Raw genomic sequence first — 23790 nt, 5'->3', positions numbered from 1 at the left:
CGACGCTTGGGCTGCAAAGAATGTGATTGAGCAGATTGAAGTATTGCATGTCATGGCTTGCTCCTTTCTTTGCATGAAAATATTAAAAACGTTCGGATTATAGAGGGTTCATTTCCAATCATGCAAACTTACTGACATCAATCTGCCAATGATGTTACATAAATGGCAACTATTGAGAACATGATTTAGGCCGTCTGAAAACTTTTCAGACGGCCTTTTATACCCAATAATCCTTACAAAACAACGGTCGGATAAGATCCGACAACTTTCACGAAGGAAGCGCGTTCGCCCAAAAGCTGCAAGGCTTTTTGGACATTTTCATCGCTTTGATGGCCTTCGATATCGATGAAGAACAGATATTCCCACAAAACCGATTTGCTTGGGCGGCTTTCAAATTTGGTCATGGAAATGCCCAACTTGGTGAAAGGTTGCAATAACGAAGTAACGGCACCGGCACGGTTCGGCGCGGAGACGACCAAAGAGGTTTTGTCATTGCCGCTGCGGCCGGTTTCTTGATGACCCATCACCAAGAAGCGCGTGGTGTTGTTCGGTTCGTCTTCGATACACTCGGCGGCAAAACTCAACTGATAAATTTCCGCGGCAATACGTCCGGCAATGGCGGCCACATTCGGGCTGTCAGATTCAGCAACCAGACGTGCTGCTTCTGCATTGCTGGCCACGGCGATACGCTCTGCATTGGGCAGGTTGCGGCCAAGCCAGTCGTTGCATTGCGCCAAGGCTTGGGCATGGGCGAAAACTTTGGTAATGCCGCCGATTTCGTGGCTGTCTTTACGCAGCAGGTTGTGATGAATGCGGACAACCACTTCGCCACAGGCTTTTAACGCGGTTACTGCTAACAAATCCAAAGTGCGCCCCACCGAGCCTTCGGTCGAGTTTTCTACCGGCGCCACCAAATAATCGGCTTGGCGCGTTTCAACTTGTTTGAAGCAATTGTCGATGGTGGTACACGCCATGGTGTGTGCGGCGTGGCCGAAATGTTTGATGGCGGCTTGCTGGGTAAATGTCCCCTTCGGGCCTAAATAGGCAATCGTCAGCGGACGCTCTACTGCCAAACATTCGCTCATAATCTCGCGAAACAGCCGGGTAACCGATTCATCCGGCAAAGGGCCGCGGTTCAAATCCTGAATCCGGCGCAAAACGGCCACTTCCCGTTCAGGACGGTACACCGCGCCTGTCCCTTTCAATTCACCGATAGCATGCGCATGACCGGCGCGCTCGTTGAGCAAACGGAGGATTTCCGCATCGATGCTGTCGATGGCATTGCGGTGCGGCAATAATTGTTCGTCTATGGATAAAGGCATAAGCTGTCTCGCAATTTTGTGAGGGATATTTTCATTTTAACATTAAAGACCGTCTGAATTCTGTTTTCAGACGGCCTCAACACTATCTTTATCTAACTTTATCGTCTATCAGGTTTGCAAACGCCGCCAATTCCATCATAATTAAGCCTTTTGAACGACAAGGCCTATTCCATGCACTCAAACGGACTTTACACCCGTTTTCTGCCCGATGAAGAAGCAACCCTGCAACTGGGTGAAGAATGGAGCAAGCAACTCTCCGCTCCGCTGACCATCTATCTTGAAGGCGGGCTGGGTGCAGGCAAAACCACGCTGACACGCGGAATTTTGCGCGGACTGGGACATACGGGCGCAGTCAAAAGCCCGACTTACACCATTGTCGAATCTTATCCGCTGGATACATTCACCCTCCACCATTTCGACCTCTACCGCTTTACCATGCCCGAGGAATGGGAAGATGCCGGTTTGGACGAATTGTTTGCGCCCGACAGCATCTGCCTCATCGAATGGCCGCAGCAAGGTGGAGAATTCACGCCTCTGGCAGACATTACCATTACATTGACGTACACCGATAAGGGCAGAACCTGCACCTTTTCCGCCCACACAAACCAAGGCCGAAAAAGTTTAGAATCATGGTCAAATTAACTAGAAGACACATTCTCCGTCAAGGCACAGGACTATTTCTCACCCTCACGCCCGTTGGTGCCGCATTGGCCAAACCGGCCTCTCCTGCGCAATTCCTTGCCGTCCGCATTTGGCCGGCGAACGCCTACACACGCGTTACCCTTGAGAGCAACCACTCGATGAAATACCAACATTTTATGTTGGACAACCCCAGCAGGTTGGTCGTGGATATTCAAGGTGCGGAAATCAACAGCGTCCTGCAAGGCATTTCCAGCAAAGTGCTGTCTAACGACCCTTTTATCCGCAGCATTCGTGCCGGTCAAAATACGCCCAATACCGTGCGTATCGTCATCGACCTCAAACAAAGCACCCATCCGCAAGTCTTTGCGCTCGCCCCCGTCGGCAACTTCAGAAACCGCTTGGTTATCGACCTCTATCCGCACGGCGCAGATGCCAACGACCCGATGATGGCCTTGCTCAACGGCAATGTTCCCAAACAACGTCAAAATACCAATATCGCATACGACACCCCTGCCCCTAAAAACAATCGCGGCAGCGGCGGCAACCGCCGTCCCGTGATTATGATCGACCCCGGTCACGGTGGCGAAGATCCTGGCGCAATCGGCCCGAGCGGCCTCAAAGAGAAAAACGTCGTACTCTCCATTGCACGCGAAACCAAAAAACGCCTCGAGGCCTTGGGTTACAACGTATTCATGACGCGCAACGAAGACATCTTTATCCCATTGGGCGTACGCGTTGCCAAAGGCCGTGCGCGCAATGCCGACGTATTCGTATCCATCCACGCCGATGCCTTTACCAGCCCGTCCGCTCGCGGTACCGGCGTATATATGCTCAATACCAAAGGCGCGACCAGCTCGGCGGCAAAATTCCTTGCCCAAACCCAAAACAACGCCGACGCCATCGGCGGTGTACAATCCAGCGGCAACCGCAACGTCGACAACACGATTTTGGACATGACCCAAACCGCAACCCTGCGCGACAGCCGCAAGCTCGGCCATTCCGTCTTGACCGAATTGGGCAAACTCAACCAACTGCACAAAGGCCGCGTTGACGAGGCCAACTTTGCCGTCCTCCGCGCGCCGGACGTTCCGTCCATTTTGGTGGAAACCGCCTTCCTCTCCAACCCTACCGAAGAGCGGCTGCTCGGCAGCGAATCCTTCCGCCAACAATGCGCCCAAGCCATTGCCACCGGTATTCAAAAATACATCAATACCGCCGTTTTACGACGCGGTTAATGGCTTGATGAAACAAAGGCCGTCTGAAAATTTTTCAGACGGCCTTATCTTTTCAAGCAATCTATTTAACCGCACTTCCCTACCGCAGCCGGATAGACGGATACCTTCGTCTGCGTCAATGCAAACAGGTTTTCCAACTGCATTTGCGCCTGACGGTTGGCATGTTCCAAAATCTCAGCCCTACATGCGCTTTGCAATACCTGCCGTTTCGCCTCTTCCTGCACCGTCTTAAATACCGACTTATCCATAGGCAGCAAATTAAACGAGCCGGTCTGAATATCGTACACTTCGATATTTTCCAAATCCACGCTCAAAATTTCCACCGCCGGCAGGCTGATTAAGACCTTGTCGTCCACAATATTGACATTGTCCGCGCCTAACTTGTCCAAATCCAAACCAGCCAACACCTTACCGCGCACAATAAAAATACCGCTTTGTGAATCCTGCCACAGCCTGCGCCAATCCCCTTTTTTCTCCGTACGGATAATCGTATCGATATAAAATGCCGTACTTTCCAAGCGGTTCATCTGCTTAATCTGCATCAAAACCCCCTCACGGGACAAAACCTGATGTTCTTCGTTCTGACCATGCAGGGCATAAAACCAGCCGCCCGCAGCCGTCAGCGCACACAACACCAGCACGACCAATCCGCGTCCAAGCATTTTCATTTCAAACATCCCCCATTAAAATAATCATCAAAACATTCCCCATATTCTCCCAAAACCGTCAATTTCAAGCCATACCCAGGCCGTCTGAAACAATAAATTTCATTACCAAAAAGTAATAAAAATCTCAACAAACAAAGTTTGCCTTTTGGTAAATACAAGACTACAATCCATTACACACAATTCAATTTCATCTCATCATGAATACCACCGACCTGCGCCGCCACAACCTGCGGCAATGGATAACACAACACCACAACGGCCAGCAGACCAAGTTTGCCCAAGCCATTTCTATCAACCAAGGCGAGCTGTCCGCCCTACTGAAAAACAAATCTTTCGGCGAGAAAAAAGCCCGAAAAATCGAGCAGGCAGCAAATATGCCTGACATGTGGTTGGATCAAGACCACCAAGACCGCCACGCCCCTACCATCAGCCAAGAAAGAAATACCATGTCCCACATCTCCACCATCCCTGAAATCCTAGCAGACATCAAAGCCGGCAAAATGGTCATCATCACTGATGCCGAAGACCGAGAAAACGAAGGCGACTTGCTGATGGCCGCCCAATTCGTTACCCCCGAAGCCATCAACTTCATGATCAAAAACGCACGTGGCCTGGTCTGCCTGCCGATGGACGGCGAAATGGTCGAAAAACTCGGCCTGCCCATGATGACCCAAAAAAATGGCGCACAATACGGCACCAACTTTACCGTCTCCATCGAAGCCGCCCACGGCATTACCACCGGCATTTCCGCCGCCGACCGCGCCCTGACCATTCAAACTGCCGTTTCCCCATCCGCCAAACCTGAAGACATCGTCCAACCCGGCCACATCTTCCCTCTCCGCGCCCAAAAAGGCGGCGTACTCGTCCGCGCCGGACACACAGAAGCCGGCGTCGATCTGGCACAAATGAACGGTCTGATTCCCGCCGCCGTCATCTGCGAAATCATCAACGACGACGGCACCATGGCACGTATGCCCGAACTGATGAAGTTTGCCGAAGAGCACAACCTCAAAATCGGCACCATTACCGACCTCATCGAATACCGCAGCCGTACCGAAAGCCTGCTCGAAGACATGGGCAACGCACCCGTACAAACCCCGTGGGGCGAGTTCCAACAACACGTTTACGTCGACAAACTCTCCGGCGAAACCCACCTCGCCCTTGTCAAAGGCACACCCTCCGCCGAAGAAGAAACCCTCGTCCGCGTCCATGAACCCTTCAGCGTCATGGACTTCATCCAAGCCAACCCGCGCCATTCATGGTCGCTGCCCAAAGCCCTTGAGCGCATCCAACAAGCCGAAAGCGGCGTAGTCATCCTCCTGCACCGTACCGAAGACGGCGCCACCCTGCTCGACCGCACCCTGCCCAAAGGCGCCAACCAAGCCTACAAATGGGACAGCAAAAGCTACGGCATAGGCGCACAAATCCTCGCCGGCCTCAACGTCAAAAAACTGCGCGTCCTCGGCCAGCCGTCATCCTTCACCGGCCTCACCGGCTTCGGCCTCGAAGTCGTCGGCTTTGAAGAAGCTGAAAAATAATCTTGCTTGATTGATGCTCAAAGCAAATGAAACAAAAGGCCGTCTGAAAGTTTTCAGACGGCCTTTTAAGTTTATTATCCAATTCAAAAACAGCGAATATAAAAAAAGCCGACACACCTTTCCGATGTATCGGCTTTCGTTATCTGCTTAACGCTTAATTTCTGCCGGGCAATTCTTTTTCGCTCAATGGTTTGATGTACCAAATATCGCGGCAGTAGTCGGCGATGGAGCGGTCGGATGAGAAGAAGCCCATGTTGGCGATATTGATCAAGGCTGATTTGCGCCATGCGGATACGTTGCGGTAGTGTTCGTCCGCTTTGTATTGCGTGTCGATGTAGCTGCGGAAATCGGCCATCAGTTGATAGAAGTCGCCGTATGGTTGCAACACGTCGTTGTAGCGGTTTGGCTCTTCCGGAGAGAAAGTGCCTTGGCTGATTTGGTTGACGACGCGGCGCAGGTCGCTGTCTCGCTCGATATAGCTCAACGGGTCGTAACCGTTGCGGCGGATTTCTTCGACTTGTTCTACGGTGTTACCGAAGATATAGCAGTTGTCCGCACCGACTTTTTCCAAAATCTCAACGTTCGCGCCGTCCAGTGTACCCATACAGATTGCGCCGTTGAGGGCAAATTTCATGTTGCTGGTACCGGATGCTTCTGTACCTGCCAGTGAGATTTGTTCGTGCAAATCGGCGGCAGGAATGATGATTTGGGCGAGGCTGACGCTGTAATTCGGGATGTAAACGACTTTAATCAGGTCACGGATACGGGTGTCGTTGTTGATGACTTTGGCAACGTCGTTAATCAGTCGGATGATTTTCTTCGCCATGTAATAGGCGGAAGCGGCTTTACCGGCAAAGATGAACACACGCGGCTGCCAATCGAAATCCGGGTTTTCCAGGATTTTGTTGTAACGGTCGACGATGTGCATCACGTTCAATGCTTGACGTTTGTACTCGTGGATACGTTTGATTTGGATGTCGAAAAGTGCATCGGTATTAACTTTGATACCCAGCTCGGTTTCGATGTATTTGGCAAGACGCTCTTTGGCGGCTTTTTTCACTTCGCCGAATTCTGCCTGTACGGAGGCATCGTCCACTTTGTCGTTGAGCTTGGTCAGGTTGTCCAAATGCAGACGCCAGTCTTCGTCGCCCAGATGTTTGTCCAAGAATTTGGTCAGGCCCGGGTTGGCGATGTTGATCCAGCGGCGCGGGGTGACGCCGTTGGTTACGTTGGTAAAGCGTTCTGGGAACACTTTGGCAAAGTCGGCAAAGATGGATGTGGTCATCAAATCGGAGTGGATTTTTGCCACGCCGTTGACTTTGTGCGAACCGATCACGGCAAGCCATGCCATGCGAACGCGACGGCCGTGGGTTTCGTCAATGATGGATACGCGGCGGACAAAGTCGTCGTCGAAGTTACCGATGGCACGCAAGGCATTGAGGAAGTAGGCGTTGATTTCAAAGATGATATCCAAGTGGCGCGGCAGCAGACGGCCCATCAGGTCAACCTGCCAAGTTTCCAAGGCTTCGCTCATCAATGTGTGGTTGGTGTAAGAGAAAATCTTACAGCACATATTCCATGCTTCAGTCCATGCAATGCCCTCTTCGTCAATCAGGATACGCATCAATTCTGGAATAGCGAGTACCGGATGGGTGTCGTTCAAGTGGATGGCGACTTCGTCCGCCAAAGTGCGGATACTTGGGAAACGGCATTTGTGGCGGGCAACGATGTCTTGAACGGAAGCGGAAACCAAGAAGTATTCTTGTTTCAAGCGCAATTCGCGGCCGGAATCGGTAGAGTCGTTCGGATACAGAACGCGTGAGATGTTTTCGTCGCTGTTTTGTGCGCGAACGGCAGAGGCATAGTCGCCTCGGTTGAAGTCGGCAAGGTCGAACAGGTTGCCTGCGTGTGCAGTCCACAAACGCAATGGGTTGGCACATTCGCCGCCATAGCCCGGAATGATTTCATCGTATGCCCAAGCAGAAATTTCTTCGCTTGGCTGCCATTCTTTTTTGTCGCCCAAGTTCAACACTTGACCACCGAAACGGACGGAATATTGTTTGTTCGGACGGGCAAACTGCCATGCCAAATCTTGGTCGAGCCACAAATCAGGTTTTTCAACTTGTTGGCCATCCACGATTTCTTGTTTGAACATACCGTATTGGTAACGGATGCCGTAGCCCATGGCCGGAATGCGCAGGGTTGCCAAAGAGTCGAGGAAGCAGGCGGCCAGACGGCCCAAACCGCCGTTACCCAAACCCGGATCTTCTTCTTGTTCGCAGACATCGGCAAATTCTTTGCCCAGTTGCTTAAAGGCTTCTTCAAATTCGGCGTAAACGCCTTCGTTAATCAGCGCGTTGACAAACGAACGGCCGAGCAGGAATTCCATAGACAGGTAATAAACCATGCGTTTACTGTTATCAATGTGGGCGCGGCGTGTTTTGAGGAAATCTTCCGCAATCAGGTCACGCGCGGCAAGCATGGCGGCGTTGAGCCATTGGTGTGAAGTTGCCTCCTTCGGATCTACGCCCAAGATGAAAATCAGCTTGTAAACGATGGATTTACGGATGGTTTCGGCGTCCGGTTTAGGCATTACATAATCGTAACCGGAGATGGGGAGTTTTTTCTTAGCCATGGAAGCCTTTCTCTAGCGTGAGGCACTGGACAACGCGCCTGATGGTTTTATTAAAAACAACGAAACTCGGTTTTCAGACGGCCTGACAACGGCAACAGGCCGTCTGAAAGGAATGGTGCGTAGATTTGTTACAAACCAAGGAGATTATAGCGGAAAGATTCAAAAAAAGGATATATTTTTCTTTATAAAACATTTAATTAACAATTAAACCATTCATCATCTTATTGGCATTTTCAATTTATACCACTAAGCTACAAATCAGAAAATACTGACAAAATATCAAAGAGTTAATCAACCAATAGTTTAATTCTCATTTAATTTGTTTTATGTAAAATCCAAATCCCCATATGCTCAACAACACATTTCCCAGCCTCTTCGTAATTAAATTTCTCAGATGGTACGCAAGAAATTTCCCAATTGCCTTGAGGCAGGTTAAATAACTGACGACTACGTTTGGCATTGACCAACAGCAGCCATTCATCGTCCAAAACAACCTGAATTGCCTTGCTGCCCCTGTTGTGCCAACAATATTCGGTCATCGGGCTGCCATCCGCATTGAGCCATTGCACACGCTCTTTTTCCCACCAGCAATCATCTGTCAGAAGCTTGATTTGGCTGCGTACGCGTATCAGCGCTTGAGTGTAATTTTGCAACTCATGAGGCTCATTTTGCCAATCCAACCATGTAATCGGATTATCTTGGCAGTAGCTGTTGTTGTTGCCTTGCTGACTGTTGCCGAACTCATCGCCTGCCAAAAGCATGGGCGTACCGTTGGATAAAAATAAGGAGGCAAGCAGCGCTTTGGAGGTGTATTCACGATTTTGCAAAACCTCTTCATCATCGGTTTCGCCTTCTACGCCGTGGTTGTAGCTGATGTTTTCATTATGCCCGTCGCGGTTGTTTTCGCCGTTAGCTTCGTTGTGTTTTTCGTTATAGCTGACCAAATCACGCAGAGTGAAGCCGTCGTGTGCAGTAATGAAGTTGATGCTGGCGGACGGGTGGCGGCCGCTGTGGTTGAAAATATCGGACGACCCGGCCAAGCGTTCGGCAAATGCGCCCAAATTGCCGCTTTCCCATGACCAAAACGCGCGCATGTCATCGCGGAAACGGCCGTTCCATTCGGCAAAAGGTTGCGGGAAATTACCCAAGTGATAGCCGCCCTCGCCGATGTCCCATGCTTCGACAATCAGCTTCAAACCGGCCAACACAGGATCTTGATACAGGACTTGGAAAAAACGGCCGTACGATTGGAAATCGGGTTCGCGTCCCAATACGGTTCCCAAATCGAAACGAAAGCCGTCGATATGAAACTCTTCCGCCCAATAGCGCAGGCTGTCTGCCGCCCAACGGGTAACGTCGCGCCGGACAATATTGAGCGTATTGCCGCAACCCGACCAGTTTTCATAATTGCCGTAAGGGGTGTGCCAATACCATAAGGTGTTGTCGATACCGCGCTGACACAGCATCGGGCCTTTGTCGTCCTGCTCGGCCGTGTGGTTGTACACAACATCTAAAATCACTTCCAAACCTGCCTGATGCAGGGCTTTGACCGCTTGTTTAAATTCTGCCGCCGCACGTTCGGGATTGTCGGCATAAGACGGCTCAACGGCAAAATGGGAATAAGTGTTGTAGCCCCAATAATTGCTCAAGCCCATCTGCTGAAGATGGTATTCATCCAGATGAAAATGAATCGGCAGCAGCTCGACCGTCGTTACCCCCAATTCTTGCAAATAGGCCAAAACCCGTTTATCGCACAAGGCTTTATAAGTGCCTGCATACTTCAAATCAGGGAATTGCTTGGTCACCCCTTTGACATGGGCTTCATAAATAACGGTTTTGCCCCACGGTATTTCCGGACGGCAATCTTTGGCCCAATTAAATCGGCTGCGTCCGACCACGACGCTTTTCGGCGCAACGGCGGCATTGTCGCGTTCATCTTCCGGCCTGAACCATGCCATTTCTTCGGCGTTACGGTAGCTTGGTTTGCCGTCAATTTTTTTGGAATACGGGTCAATCAGCAATTTATTGGGATTGAAACATGAGCCATATTCTGCGTTTTCACGTCCATACACGCGGAAACCGTATCGCTGCCCTGCCTTAACATCCGGCACAAATCCGTAAAATACCGAACCGCGCCGCGAAGGCATCTCCAAACGGGTTTCTTTATCCTTATCAAACAGACACAATTCGACCTTTTCGGCATTGATGGAAAACAAGGTAAAATTCGAGCCCTTGCTTGTCAGGGTCGCGCCCATGGGATAAGGCTTGCCTTCCTCGATATGCCATGATTTGGCAGACATAGAATGATTCCTTGGTATGTATTTGGTTTCGTGTCCAATATAAGGCCGTCTGAAAATCTTTCAGACGGCCTTGAGTCATATTGATACCACTATCTTTTAATTTTCAGCTGATTGGGCAGGCAGGATGCCCACCCTCAAAGTTGATTTACGCTTCTTCTTTGACTGCCGCCTGATACAGGTAAACAGTTGCCAACGGCGGTACGGTCACAGACAGGGAATTTGGTTTGCCATGCGACCAAACTTCTTCTGTCTCCACCGTTGCGCCGGCAGAAACGCCGCTGCCTTTGTAATGCAGGTCGTCTGAATTGAGGATTTCGCGGTATTCGCCGGCAGAATTCACACCGAAGCGGTAACCTTCACGCACTACAGGCGTGAAGTTGCTGATGACGATAACGCGGTTGCCTTCGCGGTCGCGGCGTTCGAAGACAAAAACGGAATTATTGCCGTCGTCAGCGACCAGCCATTCAAAGCCTTCCGGCCATTGGTCAAGCTGGTAAAGCGGCGCGGTGTCTTTATAGACATGGTTCAATTCGCGTACGAAGTCTTGTACGCCTTTGTGCCAGCCGCCCTCTTGCTCCAGCAGGAACCAATCCAGTCCTTCGTTGTAGTTCCATTCTCGGCCTTGTGCAAACTCGCTGCCCATAAACAAAAGTTTTTTGCCGGGGAAGCCGTACATAAAGCCGTAGTAGGCGCGCAGGTTGGCAAATTGTTGCCAACAGTCGCCGGGCATCCGTCCGAGCAGCGAGCGTTTGCCGTGTACGACTTCATCGTGTGAAAGTGGCAGGACGAAGTTTTCGCTGTACTGGTACATCATGCCGAAGGTCATTTTGTTGTGGTGATATTTGCGGTTGATGGGATCTTCCATCATGTAACGCAAAGTATCATTCATCCAGCCCATATTCCATTTGAAGCTGAAGTTCAAACCTTCTTGGCGGGTCACATTGGCGAATGAAGTAGATTCTTCGGCAATTTCGGTCGCAGCCGGAACTTCCTCTTTCAACATGGTGTTGGTATCGCGCAGGAAAGCGATGGCTTCAAGGTTTTCATGGCCGCCGTATTGGTTCGGAATCCACTCGCCGTCTTTGCGTGAGTAGTTGCGGTAAATCATCGAAGCAACCGCGTCAACGCGGATACCGTCGAAGCCGAAACGTTCTATCCAATACAGGGCGTTGCCTTGCAGGAAGTTTTTCACTTCGTTTCTGCCGAAGTTGTAAATCAGGGTGTTCCAGTCTTGATGGTAGCCTTCGCGCGGATCGGCGTGTTCGTACAGCGCGGTGCCGTCAAACTTGGCCAGGCCGTGGTCGTCGGTCGGGAAGTGTCCGACCACCCAGTCGAGGATAACGCTGATGCCTTCGTCGTGCGCGGCTTTAATCAATGCGCGCAATTCTTCCGGCGAACCGAAACGGCTGGTCGGCGCATACAAACCGGTTGCCTGATAGCCCCATGAGCCGTCAAACGGATATTCGGAAACAGGCAGGAACTCGATATGGGTGAAGCCCATGTCTTTGACGTATGCGACCAATTCTTTGGCGAGCTGTTCGTAAGTCAGCCAGAAATTGTTTTCCGGATTGCGCTTCCACGAACCCAAATGTACTTCATAAATGCTGATCGGCGCATCAATGGCGTTGGCGCGGGCGCGGAAGGCCGGTTCTTCCACTTCGTCAGGCAAGCCGCGCACGATAGATGCCGTGGTCGGGCGTAGTTCCGCACCAAAAGCATACGGGTCGGCTTTTTCGCGCACATTGCCGTTGGCATCGCGGATTTCAAATTTGTAGAGGGCATTGAGTTTGACGGCAGGAATGAAGATGTCCCAAATGCCGTTGTCGCGGTGGAAACGCATGACGTGGCGGCGGCCGTCCCAGTTGTTGAACTCGCCGATAACGGAAACGCGTTGCGCATTGGGCGCCCAGACGGCAAAACGTACACCCTTCACGCCGTCCAACTCGGCAAAATGCGCGCCTAAAGTCTCATAAGGACGCAGGTGTTTGCCTTCGGCCAACAGCCAGGAATCCATGTCTTGCAACGCAGAGCCGAAATGATAAGGGTCTTCTTCAATCACTGGCTCGGTATCTTCGGTGTAACGGATACGCAAAGCGTAATCGGGCGCATCATCGGGCAAGACGGCCACAAAGAAACCGCGTTCATCAATTTTTTCAGACGGCACGATGAGTTCGCCGCTGCGGCGGTTCACGATATCCACGCTTACTGCGCCGGGAATCAAAACGCGTACCACTTCATCGCCCTCTGCAAGGCGGTGTCGTCCCAGATAAGCGAACACATCGCTATGGGTGGCAAGAAACAGGCTTTCGACCGTATCGCGCTCGATTTGGTCAAGTTCATGATAAGTCTTGATTTGGCTGTTTGTTTTCATGCGTACCTCGTCAATAATGGCAAGTTGGCCGCCCATGAGGCGGTGTTGTAGGAAATCTTCCAAAGAAACCGGCATTTTTTGCGCCCAGTTCGGATAGCCTTCGGTCACACCCGGGACATTCAGATTGTCAATGACGCCCAGCAGGTTTTCCAGTTGTACGGCGTAAAGCTTGCTGCGGCTCAATGCGCCGTATTTATGCAAAGCCGCCAGCAAGGTTTCATCGGCTTTTGCCGGCATTTGTACGTCTGCACCCAGACAACCGGTTTCTTTCAATTTATCCAGCAAATCGGCTTTATCGTGTTCGCGCTCATCCAAGGCCGTCTGAAAAGCGGCTGCATCAGGCAGAGTACCAAGTTTGAACATCGTATCCAAATCTTTGCCTGTCCAATAGCCAGCCAAAGGCGCAACATCGTGGGTGCTGATGACCGTAATCGCCTGCTCGGGGTATTCTTCCGGCAATTGGAAACCGTTCCAGCCCTTGCTGAAATACATTACTTTGTATGAGAACACCTGATAGCGGTTGAGCAGATGGCGGGCTTCGTCAGGTACCGTCCCCAAATCCTCGCCGATGATGACGCAACGGTTGCGCCGGCTTTCCAACGCCAAAATAGCAAACATCACTTCGGCATCGTAATGCACATACGCGCCGAAATCCGCCGTTTTACCGTTTAACACCCACCACAAACGGCACAATGCCATCACATGGTCGATCCGCAATACGCCATACAGGCGCATGTTTTCGCGCAGCAGATGGGCAAATTTTTCATAGCCCGTATGCTTCAACATCGACGGATTAAGCGGCGGCAAATCCCAATTCTGCCCTGTCGGCCCCAAAGGATCGGGCGGTGCGCCGACTGACAAGTCCATACAATAATCTTGGCGGTTTAACCAAGTATCCGCGCTGCCGCGCGCCACGCCGACTGCCAAATCGCCGTAAATGCCGAGTTTGACACCGTATTCGGCAGCGGCTTGGTTGACTTCGCGCAACTGCTCCGCACAAAGCCATTGCAACCACATATAAAAACGGATTTCACGTTCATGGCTGCGTGCGAATTTTTCTACCGCTTCGCCATCAGGCTGATGAAATTCAGACGGCCATGACTGCCAACCCACTTGCCCTGGGCGGCTGTAATACTGGTCCAAAGCCTCAAACAAACCGAAGCCCCGTAAGGCTTTGCCTTTTTCTAATACAAAAGCTTCAAATGCAGCGCGTTCATTTTCCGCAGCTTCGCAAGTATCTTGTTCAAACGCGTTAAACGCCATGTGCAGCGCATCACGCTTGCACGCCCAAACCGCGGTATAAGTCACCGTTTCCGTGATACGCAAAGCAGCGATGCGCTGACGGATTTTCGGTTGCGCCAGCCAGTTTTTCAGTTGCTCGTTATAAGTGAACGCACCGACCTTCTCAACATCCAAATAAATCGGATTGAGCCATTCGCGCGAAGAAGGGCTATACGGGCTGGCAAAGGCGGGCTTGCTGGTAAACAAAGCGTGCAAAGGGTTAATACCGACAAAATCCAGCTTTTTCTCCGCCGCATATTTCATCAGGTTCAACAAATCGGTAAAGTCGCCTATACCCCAGTTGCGCTCAGAACGCAGGCTGTACAAATGCATGGTCAAACCATTCATCCGTCCGCCATTGGCAAGCAGTTTAGGCTGATAAACCGATTCAGGCGCAACAATCAGGCGCACAAAGCAACTTTTGCCGCCGGTCTCGGCCGACAAAGTGTAATAACCGCAAGCCAGTTGGGGCAGCTTAATCCAAAGCGTATCGTTGTCGCCCGGATACAAAGTCAAGGTCTGACATTTATCTGCTTCATCAATCAATACGACTGCTTCAGCACCATGAAATTCAGACGGCATCTGTAAAGATTCTTCGCCATTTTCATGCGCAACCATCGTATTCAAATAAAGGCCGTCTGAATCCGGTTTGCTTTTATCCAAAACAGCGACAATCGATTCCAAAACTTCCGTTTTGGTCACATGATAAGTGCCGTTGATGTCGTGGTAACCTAAATCAATACCGGCCTGCACCGCCTGCTGCTCCAATGTTTCACTCATTGCATTCTGCCTGTTTTACCAATATCTGAATCTTAATACAGATTCTGCCGCACCGTGATATGTAATTCATTGTAGTCTCAAACAAACCCCATATTTCCCCGCTTGATTTGACCTGAGCCAAAATTTCCTATTTATCTGTCTTGTAAAAACTTAAAGGCCGTCTGAAAAGGAGGATTTCATTCCTTTTCAGACGGCCTTTATCATGCTTTAAGCCTGATTAGTGATGGTGATGACCGTGCGGACCATGTACGTGACCGTGGGCAATTTCTTCCTCGGTCGCATCGCGCACGCCCTCAACAGTCGCTTTGAACAATACTTTCATACCGGCCAAAGGATGGTTGCCGTCCACCACGGCTTTGCCGTCGGCAACATCGGTTACACGATAAATCAATACATCACCGGTTTCCGGATCATCGGCTTCAAACATCATGCCGACTTCGACTTCAACAGGAAACACGCTGACATCTTCAATACGCACCAGATCAGGATCTTGTTCGCCGAAAGCATCATCGGGCGACAAAGCCACTTCGACGGTATCGCCTACATTTTTGCCGTGCAACGCTTCTTCCACCAAAGGGAAAATACCGTCATAACCGCCATGCAGGTAAGCAATCGGCTCTTCGGTTTTGTCCAACAGCTGGTTGTTGGCATCGTACATTTCATAATGCAGGGAAACTACGGAATTTTTAACAATAGACATCATGCCGTCCTTAATCAATATTTAAAAGTTACGCTACGGTTATTCTATCACAGCCGCAACCAAACAATCGGCTTGCTTTAATAAATACCCCATTCAAATGCGACAAAAAGATAAAAGCCTATATAAAAAAGCAAAATCAAATGATTTCAATAAGCAGAAGTTGCTTTTTCACAACACAAAGTGATTAAATTACAAAAAACTTCCCCAAAGCAAAAACATTCCAAACCCTTAAAACCAATAACAAATAAAACCACACAACCAATTGAATATAATATGTTTTTAAAATCTTCATCAATAATGAATATTTTCAGATGATTTTTCGCGCGCCAATATGATTTACATTATTTTCACTATTTTCGTATTGATTTTAGCCGGCAAACGGTTACGCAACGTTGCATTGACCTATCCCGTGGGGCATAATATCGAAAAATTCAGCAATGAATTTCTACTGTATAGGCCGTCTGACGGCTATTTTTAGTTTAAATCGATTTAAAAAAGGTTCTTAAAAATGAAAAAATCTCTGTTCGCTGCTGCTTTGTTGTCTTTAGCTTTGGCCGCTTGTGGCGGTGCTGATAAAGCTGCTGAAACTGCCGCTTCTGCTGCTTCTGAAGCCGCTGCTTCTGCTACTGAAGCTGCTGCTTCTACTGCTGATGCCGCTGCTTCTGCCGCTACCGAAGCTGCTGCTTCTGCTACTGAAGCTGCTGCGTCTGCTACTGATGCCGCTGCTTCTGCCGCTTCTGAAGCTGCTAAATAATATTCTTTTGAATATAAAAAAAGCAGGATACCATTGCGTATCCTGCTTTTTTACATTCCTCTCACTCCCCTTCCCGACTTTTCCGCCTGACTGCCATGCACCTTCACGACCGTTTTGCTGAGTTTCTTTCCGCCTCTGAAATCATCGAAGCCACTCCGGCCTTGTTAAACGACCAACGCCGCCGTTTTGTTTCTTCGCCGGATATTGTCTTACAGCCGAACTCTGTCGAAAGCGTGCAGAAAATCATGCGTTTCTGTTTTGAAAACCGCATCCGCGTCACCCCGCAAGGCGGCAATACCGGATTATGCGGCGCAACGGTAACCACCGAAGGCGTACTGCTCAACCTCTCCAAACTCAACCGCATCCGCGATATCAACCTTGCCGACAACAGCATGACGGTTGAGGCCGGCGTAATTTTGCAAAATGCCCAAAAGGCAGCAGACAAAGCAGGACGACTGTTTCCGCTCAGCCTTGCCAGCGAGGGCTCTTGCCAAATCGGCGGCAATATCGCCTGCAATGCAGGCGGTTTGAATGTCTTGCGTTACGGTAGCATGCGTGATTTGGTATTGGGTTTGGAAGTCGTTTTACCCAACGGCGAACTGGTTTCCCACCTTCAGCCCCTACACAAAAACACGACCGGCTACGACTTGCGCCATCTTTTTATCGGCAGCGAAGGAACATTAGGCATCATTACCGCCGCCACACTCAAACTCTTTGCCCAGCCCAAAACCAAAGCGACCGCATGGGTAGGCCTAGATGATATTGAATCTGCCGTCTCGCTTTTGACCGCTGTGCAAGGCCATTTTGCCGAACGCTTGACCAGTTTCGAGCTGATCAGCCGCTTTGCCCTCGATTTATCTTCGGAATTCAGCCAACTCAAAAAGCCTGCCGATGCGGAATGGCATATTTTGATTGAACTTGCCGACTCTGTTCCCGACGCAGGTTTGGATGAAAAGCTTGCCGAATTTCTCTATCAAAACGGATGGGAAAACAGTATCTTGGCGCAATCCGAGCAAGAACGCTCCGATTTGTGGACCCTGCGTGAAAATATTTCCGCCTCCCAACGCAAACTCGGCACCAGCATCAAACACGATATCGCCGTCCCTATCGCCCAAGTAGCCGCTTTTGTCCGCCAATGCGCGCCTGCCTTGGAAACCCGTTTCCCCGGCATACAAATTGTCTGCTTCGGACATTTAGGCGACGGTAGCCTGCATTACAATACATTCCTGCCCAACGTATTGAGCAACGAAGCCTACCAATACGAAGATGCCGTCAATACCATTGTTTATGAAAACATCCTTGCCTGCCACGGCACGATTGCCGCCGAACACGGCGTAGGCATCATCAAAAAACATTGGCTGCCCCGAGTGCGTACACAGGCCGAACTTGCTCTGATGCATGCCATCAAAAATCAGCTTGACCCTTACGGCATTATGAATCCGGGAAAACTCCTTCCTTCTTTGGATTAACCAATACAAAAAGGCCGTCTGAAACATTTCAGACGGCCTTTTATCTTATCCAAACTATTTTAATGCCGTTTTCCAGTCCAATCCGCCCAATGACGGTACCTGTATCACTTCGTTGGTATCCAAATTGACCGCTGTCAGCTCTCCGCCCCACAACGCACCGGTATCCAAAGCAATTACTTGGTCTGTGTTAACGTAGCCCAACGACGACCAATGCCCGAACACGGTAATATAATCCAAATTCTGCCTATCAGGCGCTTTAAACCAAGGGCGCAGGTAAAGCGGCATTTTCTTCAAAGTGGATTTATATTCGTAATCCAATTCGCCTTTGTACGTCAGCGCACGCATACGGGTAAAGACATTGACAATCATCCGCAGGCGCTCGTAGCCGGTCAAATCATCCGTCCACGCAGTCGGCTTGTTGCCGTACATTTTGCCAAAAAATTTTCTGTATTTTTTACCTTGCAATTCAGCCTCGGCTTCACGGGCAAGGCTTTCGGCCTTATCAACCGACCATTGCGGCAAAATACCGGCATGCACCATCACATGCCTGTTGCCGCGCACCAAAAGCGGTTGATGACGCAGCCAGTCCAATAGGGATTGACTCTCGGGATGGGTCAAAATCGGCTCAACCGTATCGCTGCGCTTGAGCGTGCCTTCACCGCAACCGACTGCCAAAAGATGCAAATCATGATTACCCAAAACCATTTGCACACTGCTGTCGTGTTCTTTGGCAAATTTCAAGGTTTCCAATGATTTCGGGCCGCGATTGACAATATCTCCGACCAGCCAAAGGGTGTCCGTACCATGATTAAAGCCGATTTTGGCAAGCAGCAAAGTCAGTTCGTCAAAGCAGCCTTGAATGTCTCCGATTGCGTAATGTGCCATTATTATTGTTTTCCGTTGTTATTCTTTTCAGACGGCCTCAAGCCCAGCTCAGGCCGTCTAAAACATCAATTATGCGTTTAAAACCAATACTGCTTCCGCTTCAACCTGAACGCCTTTAGGCAGGCTGGCCACACCAACTGCCGCACGCGCAGGGAAAGGTTGCTCGATAAATTCAGCCATCACTTCATTAAACACTGCAAAGTTGGCCAAATCAGTCAAATAAGCATTGAGTTTGACGATATCGTTCAAAGAACCGCCGGCCGCTTCGGCTACGGCTTGCAGGTTTTTAAATACTTGCACGGCTTCGGCACGGAAGTCACCATTACCGACCACAGTCATTGTGGCCGGATCCAAAGGAATCTGACCGCTCATATAAACCGTATCGCCTGCGCGGACTGCTTGGCTGTATGCACCAATTGCGGCAGGGGCTTTGTCAGTATGGATAATGGTTTTAGACATGATATTCTCCTCAAGTAGAAATGTCAGAAACAGGTGGAAGCTTCGAATTTTACTTTCAACAGAAATACGTTTCAATAAAAGCATTCAATTAATGCGTTTAGCCCGTCTTGTTCTTCCTCGATTTTAAACCTACAATCCCACACATTATTCATTTCAAAGCCGAAATTATTATGTTTTTTGTCTTATCCCCAGCCAAAAACCTCAACGAAAAAGACCCCTCCCCCGTCAGCAGCTTTACCCAGCCCGACCTTCTGCCCGAAGCAGAAATCCTGATGCAGGAGTTGCGTCAGCTTGCCCCTCAACAAATCGCCGAGCTGATGCACGTTTCCGACAAAATAGCCCTGCTCAACGCCGAACGCAATGCCGTATGGCACACGCCGTTTACACCTGAAAACGCCAAGCAGGCCGTATTTATGTTCAACGGCGACGTCTATGAAGGTATCGCCGCCGATACACTCAAGCCGGAGCAAATCGAATACCTGCAACAACACGTCCGCCTGCTCTCCGGCCTATACGGCGTACTGCGCCCGCTCGACTTGATGCAGCCCTACCGCTTGGAAATGGGCACGGTCTTTGCCAACTCGCGCGGTAAAAACCTCTACGAATTTTGGGGCGATAAAATTACCGACCTGCTCAACCAAACACTGAAGCAGGCCGGTAGCAACGTTTTAATCAACCTCGCCTCACAAGAATATTTCAAATCCGTCAACACCAAAAAACTCAACGCACGCCTGATTACGCCGATTTTTAAAGACGAGAAAAACGGCAAATACAAAATCATCAGCTTCTACGCCAAGCGTGCGCGCGGTTTGATGGTGCGCTACGCGGCAGAACACGGCATTACCGAGCCTGAAATGCTCAAAAACTTCGACTACGAAGGCTATTCATTCAATGAAGCAGCTTCAAACGAAGCCGAATGGGTATTCATGCGTAAAGAACAATCTAAATAAAAACAGAATCCTAGATATTTTTTCTAAAATACCTCTTGGCAAAGGCCGTAAGTTCCATTAGTATTACGGCTTCAAGAACGGAAGCGTGGCAGAGCGGTTTAATGCAACGGTCTTGAAAACCGTCGAGGGTTGATAGCCCTCCGTGAGTTCGAATCTCACCGCTTCCGCCATTCTTGATATTTTTTATCCAGTAAAAATGAAATGCGAGACTTGATGATTCAAGTCTTTTTTTATTTTCAAATCCAAAGAATACCCAAGGGCCGTCTGAAACTTTCTATAACGCAGTTTCAGACGGCCTAAAACCTTTAAAACTCCCCCAAATCCCTAAAGTCCTACCCAGACATTTAGGAATTTGAGGGATTTTTGCCAAGGTCTCCGCTTTTCTAATCTTTGCCGTCAATGGTATCTGCCTACCCATCACCAATGCGGAATTTTTGCTCAACCATGTGGGGCTTTTCCTATGCCGACGCGATCGTGCATTTTGCCTCAGAGCCGTGTGCTGCCGTATCATTTGCGGTAGGGTTTGCTGCATATTCTGAGCTGTTGCCAAAGAGTACTGCCGTTGCTTTTATCTTGGAGAAGGTCGCGGTAAACGGCATTATGATGGGGTGTCATTCGATGATGGTGTGGTGGTAGGACAGGTCTTGAATGTGATATCGTTCTTCTTGGGTCAGTTGAGTGTCGCTCAGGGTAATCTTTCTTATAGGAAAGGCTGTATGCTGCTACATACCGAACTTTTCCGTTATGGAAAGTTTGCCCTTCAAATCCGAATCTGCTGGCCTCTATTTATCATTATTTAATCGCTACAAGGATATTTAAATGAAACGGGAAACCATTGCCCTGCATGCAGGCTATCAATCCGAACCAACTACCAAATCCGCTGCTGTCCCCATTTACCAAACCACTTCCTACACTTTCGACAACACGCAACACGGCGCAGACTTGTTCAACCTTGATGTAGCGGGCAATATCTACACCCGTATGATGAATCCGACCACTGCCGTTTTGGAAGAACGCGTTGCCCGTTTGGAAGGCGGTATCGCCGCATTGGCTGTCGCCAGCGGTATGGCGGCAATTACCTATGCCGTTCAAACCTTGGCTGAAGCAGGCGACAACATCATTGCAACCAAAACCCTCTACGGCGGCACATACAATTTCTTTGCTCACAGCCTGCCGCGCCAAGGCATAGAAGTACGCTTTATCGATCCGGCCAAACCCGAAGAAATCGCCGCCAATACCGACAGCCGCACCAAACTGGTGTATTGCGAATCTATCGGCAATCCTGCCATCAATGTCGTTGATATTCCAGCATTCGCCCAAGCCGCGCACGCTCAAGGGCTACCACTAATGGTGGACAACACCGTTGCTACGCCTACATTGTTCCGCCCGATAGAACACGGAGCCGACATTGTTATCCAATCTCTGACAAAATACATCGGCGGCCACGGCACAACGATTGGCGGTGCCATTATCGACGGCGGCAAATTCCAATGGGCAGGCAATCCGCGTTTTGAAAAAACCTTCAATCAGCCTGATCCGTCTTACCACGGCGTAAACTACTGCGAACATTTTGGTGCGGCAGCCTATATCGCCCGTGCCCGTGTCGTCCCATTGCGTAATACCGGTGCCGCCCTGTCTCCGCACAGCGCATTTTTACTGCTTCAAGGTTTGGAAACCCTCGCCCTGCGTATGGAACGTCATTGCGAAAACGCCCTAAAAGTAGCCGAATTCTTAAAGAAACATCCGCGGGTCGAATGGGTGAACTATCCTGCACTGCCTGACAGTCCGTATAAAGCTTTGATTGACCGCGACTACGGCGGAAAAGCCTCAGGTTTGCTGAGTTTTGGTATTAAAGGCGGTCGTGAAGCCGGCGCGAAATTCATTGACGCACTGCAACTCTTCCTGCGTTTGGTGAATATCGGCGATGCCAAATCGCTGGCTACCCATCCTGCCACAACGACCCACCGTCAGCTTGACGATGCAGAACTCGCCGCAGCAGGCGTCAGCCCCGACATGGTACGCCTGAGCGTGGGTATCGAGCATATCGACGATTTGCTTGCCGACTTGGCGCAGGCATTGGATGCCGTACAGGCATAAGCAATCGCTCATTAGATGAAAAAAGCCTCCGCTTAAAAAGGCCGTCTGAAAATTTCTTTTCAGACGGCCTTTTCCTTTTCTACAAATCAAATGCGGCGTTAATCAAACGTTTGGTGTAATCGTTTTGCGGATGGTGGAAAATCTGATCCGCGCTGCCGTACTCAACCATTTCGCCCTGCTTCATCACGATCACATTATCGCTAACGGCGCGCACGACAGACAAATCATGACTGATGAACATATAAGTCAGGCCGTATTTCTTTTGCAAATCGCGCAAAAGCTCGACTACTTTGGATTGTACGGAACGGTCAAGTGCAGAAGTCGGCTCGTCCAAAAGAATGAATTTCGGGCGCAGGATAACGGCGCGTGCAATAGCTATACGCTGACGCTGGCCGCCGGAGAATTCATGCGGATAACGGTTGAGCGCGTCAAGCGGCAGGGACACTTCCTTCATGACTTCCAAAACGCGCTGGATACGTTCTTTTTTAGTCATCTCAGGATGATGAACCGTCAAACCTTCACCAATAATTTCACCAACTGTAAGGCGTGGGGAAAGCGAACCGAACGGATCTTGGAACACAATTTGCCGTTGCGATTTCAGACGGCATGCTTCCTCGGCTGTATAGTTTTTCAGGTCTTTGCCTTCAAAGAAGATATGGCCGGTATAAGGCAGCATCTGCATGACGGCTTTGCCCAGCGTGGATTTTCCGGAACCGGACTCGCCGACAACGCCCAATGTTTCCCCTTCTTTTATTTTGAGGCTGATGCCTTTGACGGCGTCGAAAGTTTTGAGCGGCTTGCCAAAAAAGCTTTGCTTCAATACGAAAGAAACATTGACATTATCGGCATCGATTAACACACCGGCGTTGTTTTCTTCCGGCTCTTTCATGCCTTTGGGAATGGCATTGATGAGTTCGGCGGTATATTCGTGCTTCGGATGGGCAAAAACTTCTTTGATTTTGCCGCGCTCGACAATTTCGCCGTTACGCATGACGCAGACGGTTTTGGAATAGTGTTCCGCCAAACCCAAATCGTGGGTAATGAAGATAATCGCCATGCCCATTTGCTGTTGCAAATCGTGGAGCAAATCGAGAATCTCGGCTTGAATGGTTACATCCAAAGCCGTGGTCGGTTCGTCGGCAATCAGCAGGTCAGGTTCATTAATGAGTGCCATGGCAATCATGATGCGTTGCAGCTGGCCGCCGGAAAACTCGTGTGGATATTGTTTCATGCGGCGTTCGGCTTCTTTGATGCCCACACGCTCCAACAATGCCAATGCCTTCAGCCCTGCTTCTTTGCGGCCGAGCTTTTTATTGTGCACACGCGCCGCTTCAATCAGTTGCGCACCGATACGCATAAACGGATTGAGCGAGGTCATCGGCTCTTGGAAAATCACGCTGATGCGGTTGCCGCGCAAATCACGCAGGGTTTTCTCATCGGCATCCAAAATGGAAATGCCGTCAAAAGTAATGCGCGAATCTTTGCCATAACGGGCAAACTTTTCAGGCAACAGGCGCATAACGGACATAGATGTTACAGACTTGCCCGAGCCGGACTCGCCGACCAAAGCCAATGTTTCGCCCTCTGCCACTTTAAAGCTGACATTACGCACGGCGTGCACGTTTTTTTCATGCAATTCAAAATTGATGTCCAGATTTTCTACAACCAGTAACTGTTTTGTCATTTTGATTATCCTTTTGGTTG

Annotated in this window: 16 protein-coding genes, 1 tRNA gene and 1 pseudogene; 8 read left to right on the top strand and 10 right to left on the bottom strand. The window is 49.9% G+C overall.

Features of this window, described 5'->3' with window-relative positions:
• Positions 1-233 precede the first annotated feature (233 nt).
• Complete coding sequence (pheA, locus tag ACTHUR_RS01335) at positions 234-1322, bottom strand: prephenate dehydratase (protein WP_070695365.1); 1089 nt, start codon at positions 1320-1322, stop codon at positions 234-236.
• A 171-nt stretch (positions 1323-1493) separates the two neighbouring features.
• On the opposite strand from pheA, the gene tsaE reads away from it, so the two are divergent.
• Positions 1494-1964, top strand: coding sequence for a tRNA (adenosine(37)-N6)-threonylcarbamoyltransferase complex ATPase subunit type 1 TsaE (gene tsaE / locus ACTHUR_RS01330; protein ID WP_004519510.1), 471 nt, complete (start codon positions 1494-1496; stop codon positions 1962-1964).
• Positions 1952-3199, top strand: a complete 1248-nt coding sequence (locus ACTHUR_RS01325) for an N-acetylmuramoyl-L-alanine amidase (protein ID WP_049335552.1) — start codon at positions 1952-1954, stop codon at positions 3197-3199. Before tsaE ends, ACTHUR_RS01325 begins: the two co-directional genes overlap by 13 nt.
• Positions 3200-3264: 65 nt before the next feature.
• On the opposite strand, the gene ACTHUR_RS01320 is transcribed toward ACTHUR_RS01325, so the two are convergent.
• Positions 3265-3876 (bottom strand): DUF4230 domain-containing protein, encoded by a 612-nt coding sequence (locus ACTHUR_RS01320; RefSeq protein WP_079453678.1) that lies wholly within the window; start codon positions 3874-3876, stop codon positions 3265-3267.
• A 188-nt stretch (positions 3877-4064) separates the two neighbouring features.
• Between ACTHUR_RS01320 and ribBA the strand changes: the two genes are divergently transcribed.
• Positions 4065-5405, top strand: a complete 1341-nt coding sequence (gene ribBA / locus ACTHUR_RS01315) for a bifunctional 3,4-dihydroxy-2-butanone-4-phosphate synthase/GTP cyclohydrolase II (RefSeq protein ID WP_049335550.1) — start codon at positions 4065-4067, stop codon at positions 5403-5405.
• A 154-nt stretch (positions 5406-5559) separates the two neighbouring features.
• Here the strand turns inward: ribBA and ACTHUR_RS01310 are convergent, their stop codons facing one another.
• The 4 genes from ACTHUR_RS01310 to ACTHUR_RS01295 all read right to left on the bottom strand — a co-directional run bounded on the left by ACTHUR_RS01310 (position 5560) and on the right by ACTHUR_RS01295 (position 15472).
• Positions 5560-8040 carry a glycogen/starch/alpha-glucan phosphorylase gene (locus ACTHUR_RS01310; RefSeq protein WP_049335548.1) on the bottom strand — a complete coding sequence of 827 codons (2481 nt, stop codon included), beginning with the start codon at positions 8038-8040 and terminating at the stop codon, positions 5560-5562.
• Between the two features lie 314 nt (positions 8041-8354).
• A complete protein-coding gene (glgX, locus tag ACTHUR_RS01305) occupies positions 8355-10340 on the bottom strand; it encodes a glycogen debranching protein GlgX (RefSeq protein WP_070695363.1) in 1986 nt (661 codons plus the stop codon).
• Between the two features lie 145 nt (positions 10341-10485).
• A complete protein-coding gene (gene glgB, locus ACTHUR_RS01300; RefSeq protein WP_070695362.1) occupies positions 10486-14772 on the bottom strand; it encodes a 1,4-alpha-glucan branching protein GlgB in 4287 nt (1428 codons plus the stop codon).
• Positions 14773-14989: 217 nt separating this feature from the next.
• On the bottom strand, positions 14990-15472 hold the full coding sequence (locus ACTHUR_RS01295) for an FKBP-type peptidyl-prolyl cis-trans isomerase (protein WP_070695361.1): 483 nt from the start codon (positions 15470-15472) through the stop codon (positions 14990-14992).
• Between the two features lie 508 nt (positions 15473-15980).
• On the opposite strand from ACTHUR_RS01295, the gene ACTHUR_RS01290 reads away from it, so the two are divergent.
• Both ACTHUR_RS01290 and ACTHUR_RS01285 read left to right on the top strand, forming a co-directional pair.
• On the top strand, positions 15981-16226 hold the full coding sequence (locus tag ACTHUR_RS01290; protein ID WP_070695360.1) for a hypothetical protein: 246 nt from the start codon (positions 15981-15983) through the stop codon (positions 16224-16226).
• A gap of 95 nt (positions 16227-16321) precedes the next feature.
• Positions 16322-17695 (top strand): FAD-binding oxidoreductase, encoded by a 1374-nt coding sequence (locus ACTHUR_RS01285; RefSeq protein ID WP_070695359.1) that lies wholly within the window; start codon positions 16322-16324, stop codon positions 17693-17695.
• Between the two features lie 54 nt (positions 17696-17749).
• Here ACTHUR_RS01285 and ACTHUR_RS01280 read toward each other — a convergent pair whose 3' ends face one another.
• Both ACTHUR_RS01280 and ACTHUR_RS01275 read right to left on the bottom strand, forming a co-directional pair.
• Complete coding sequence (locus tag ACTHUR_RS01280) at positions 17750-18580, bottom strand: symmetrical bis(5'-nucleosyl)-tetraphosphatase (protein WP_003746004.1); 831 nt, start codon at positions 18578-18580, stop codon at positions 17750-17752.
• A 69-nt stretch (positions 18581-18649) separates the two neighbouring features.
• On the bottom strand, positions 18650-19039 hold the full coding sequence (locus ACTHUR_RS01275; RefSeq protein WP_003746001.1) for a RidA family protein: 390 nt from the start codon (positions 19037-19039) through the stop codon (positions 18650-18652).
• Between the two features lie 170 nt (positions 19040-19209).
• Here ACTHUR_RS01275 and yaaA point away from each other — a divergent pair, with 170 nt between their 5' ends.
• Together yaaA and ACTHUR_RS01265 are read left to right on the top strand one after the other, a co-directional pair.
• Positions 19210-19989: a peroxide stress protein YaaA gene (yaaA, locus tag ACTHUR_RS01270; protein ID WP_070695402.1), complete on the top strand. Its 780-nt coding sequence runs from the start codon at positions 19210-19212 to the stop codon at positions 19987-19989.
• 79 nt (positions 19990-20068) lie between these two features.
• Positions 20069-20159, top strand: a tRNA-Ser gene (locus tag ACTHUR_RS01265).
• A 243-nt stretch (positions 20160-20402) separates the two neighbouring features.
• Here ACTHUR_RS01265 and ACTHUR_RS01260 read toward each other — a convergent pair.
• Positions 20403-20613: pseudogene (locus ACTHUR_RS01260) on the bottom strand (IS30 family transposase); the annotation flags it as partial.
• A gap of 195 nt (positions 20614-20808) precedes the next feature.
• On the opposite strand from ACTHUR_RS01260, the gene ACTHUR_RS01255 reads away from it, so the two are divergent.
• Positions 20809-22086, top strand: a complete 1278-nt coding sequence (locus ACTHUR_RS01255) for an O-acetylhomoserine aminocarboxypropyltransferase/cysteine synthase family protein (RefSeq protein WP_049335542.1) — start codon at positions 20809-20811, stop codon at positions 22084-22086.
• Between the two features lie 79 nt (positions 22087-22165).
• Here ACTHUR_RS01255 and ACTHUR_RS01250 read toward each other — a convergent pair whose 3' ends face one another.
• A complete protein-coding gene (locus ACTHUR_RS01250) occupies positions 22166-23770 on the bottom strand; it encodes an ABC transporter ATP-binding protein (protein WP_049335541.1) in 1605 nt (534 codons plus the stop codon).
• Positions 23771-23790 lie beyond the last annotated feature (20 nt).

Source organism: Neisseria sp. P0021.S007 (assembly GCF_051956855.1).
Note: the sequence above shows the minus strand (reverse complement) of the source record. Positions and strands in the feature narration are given on the sequence as shown.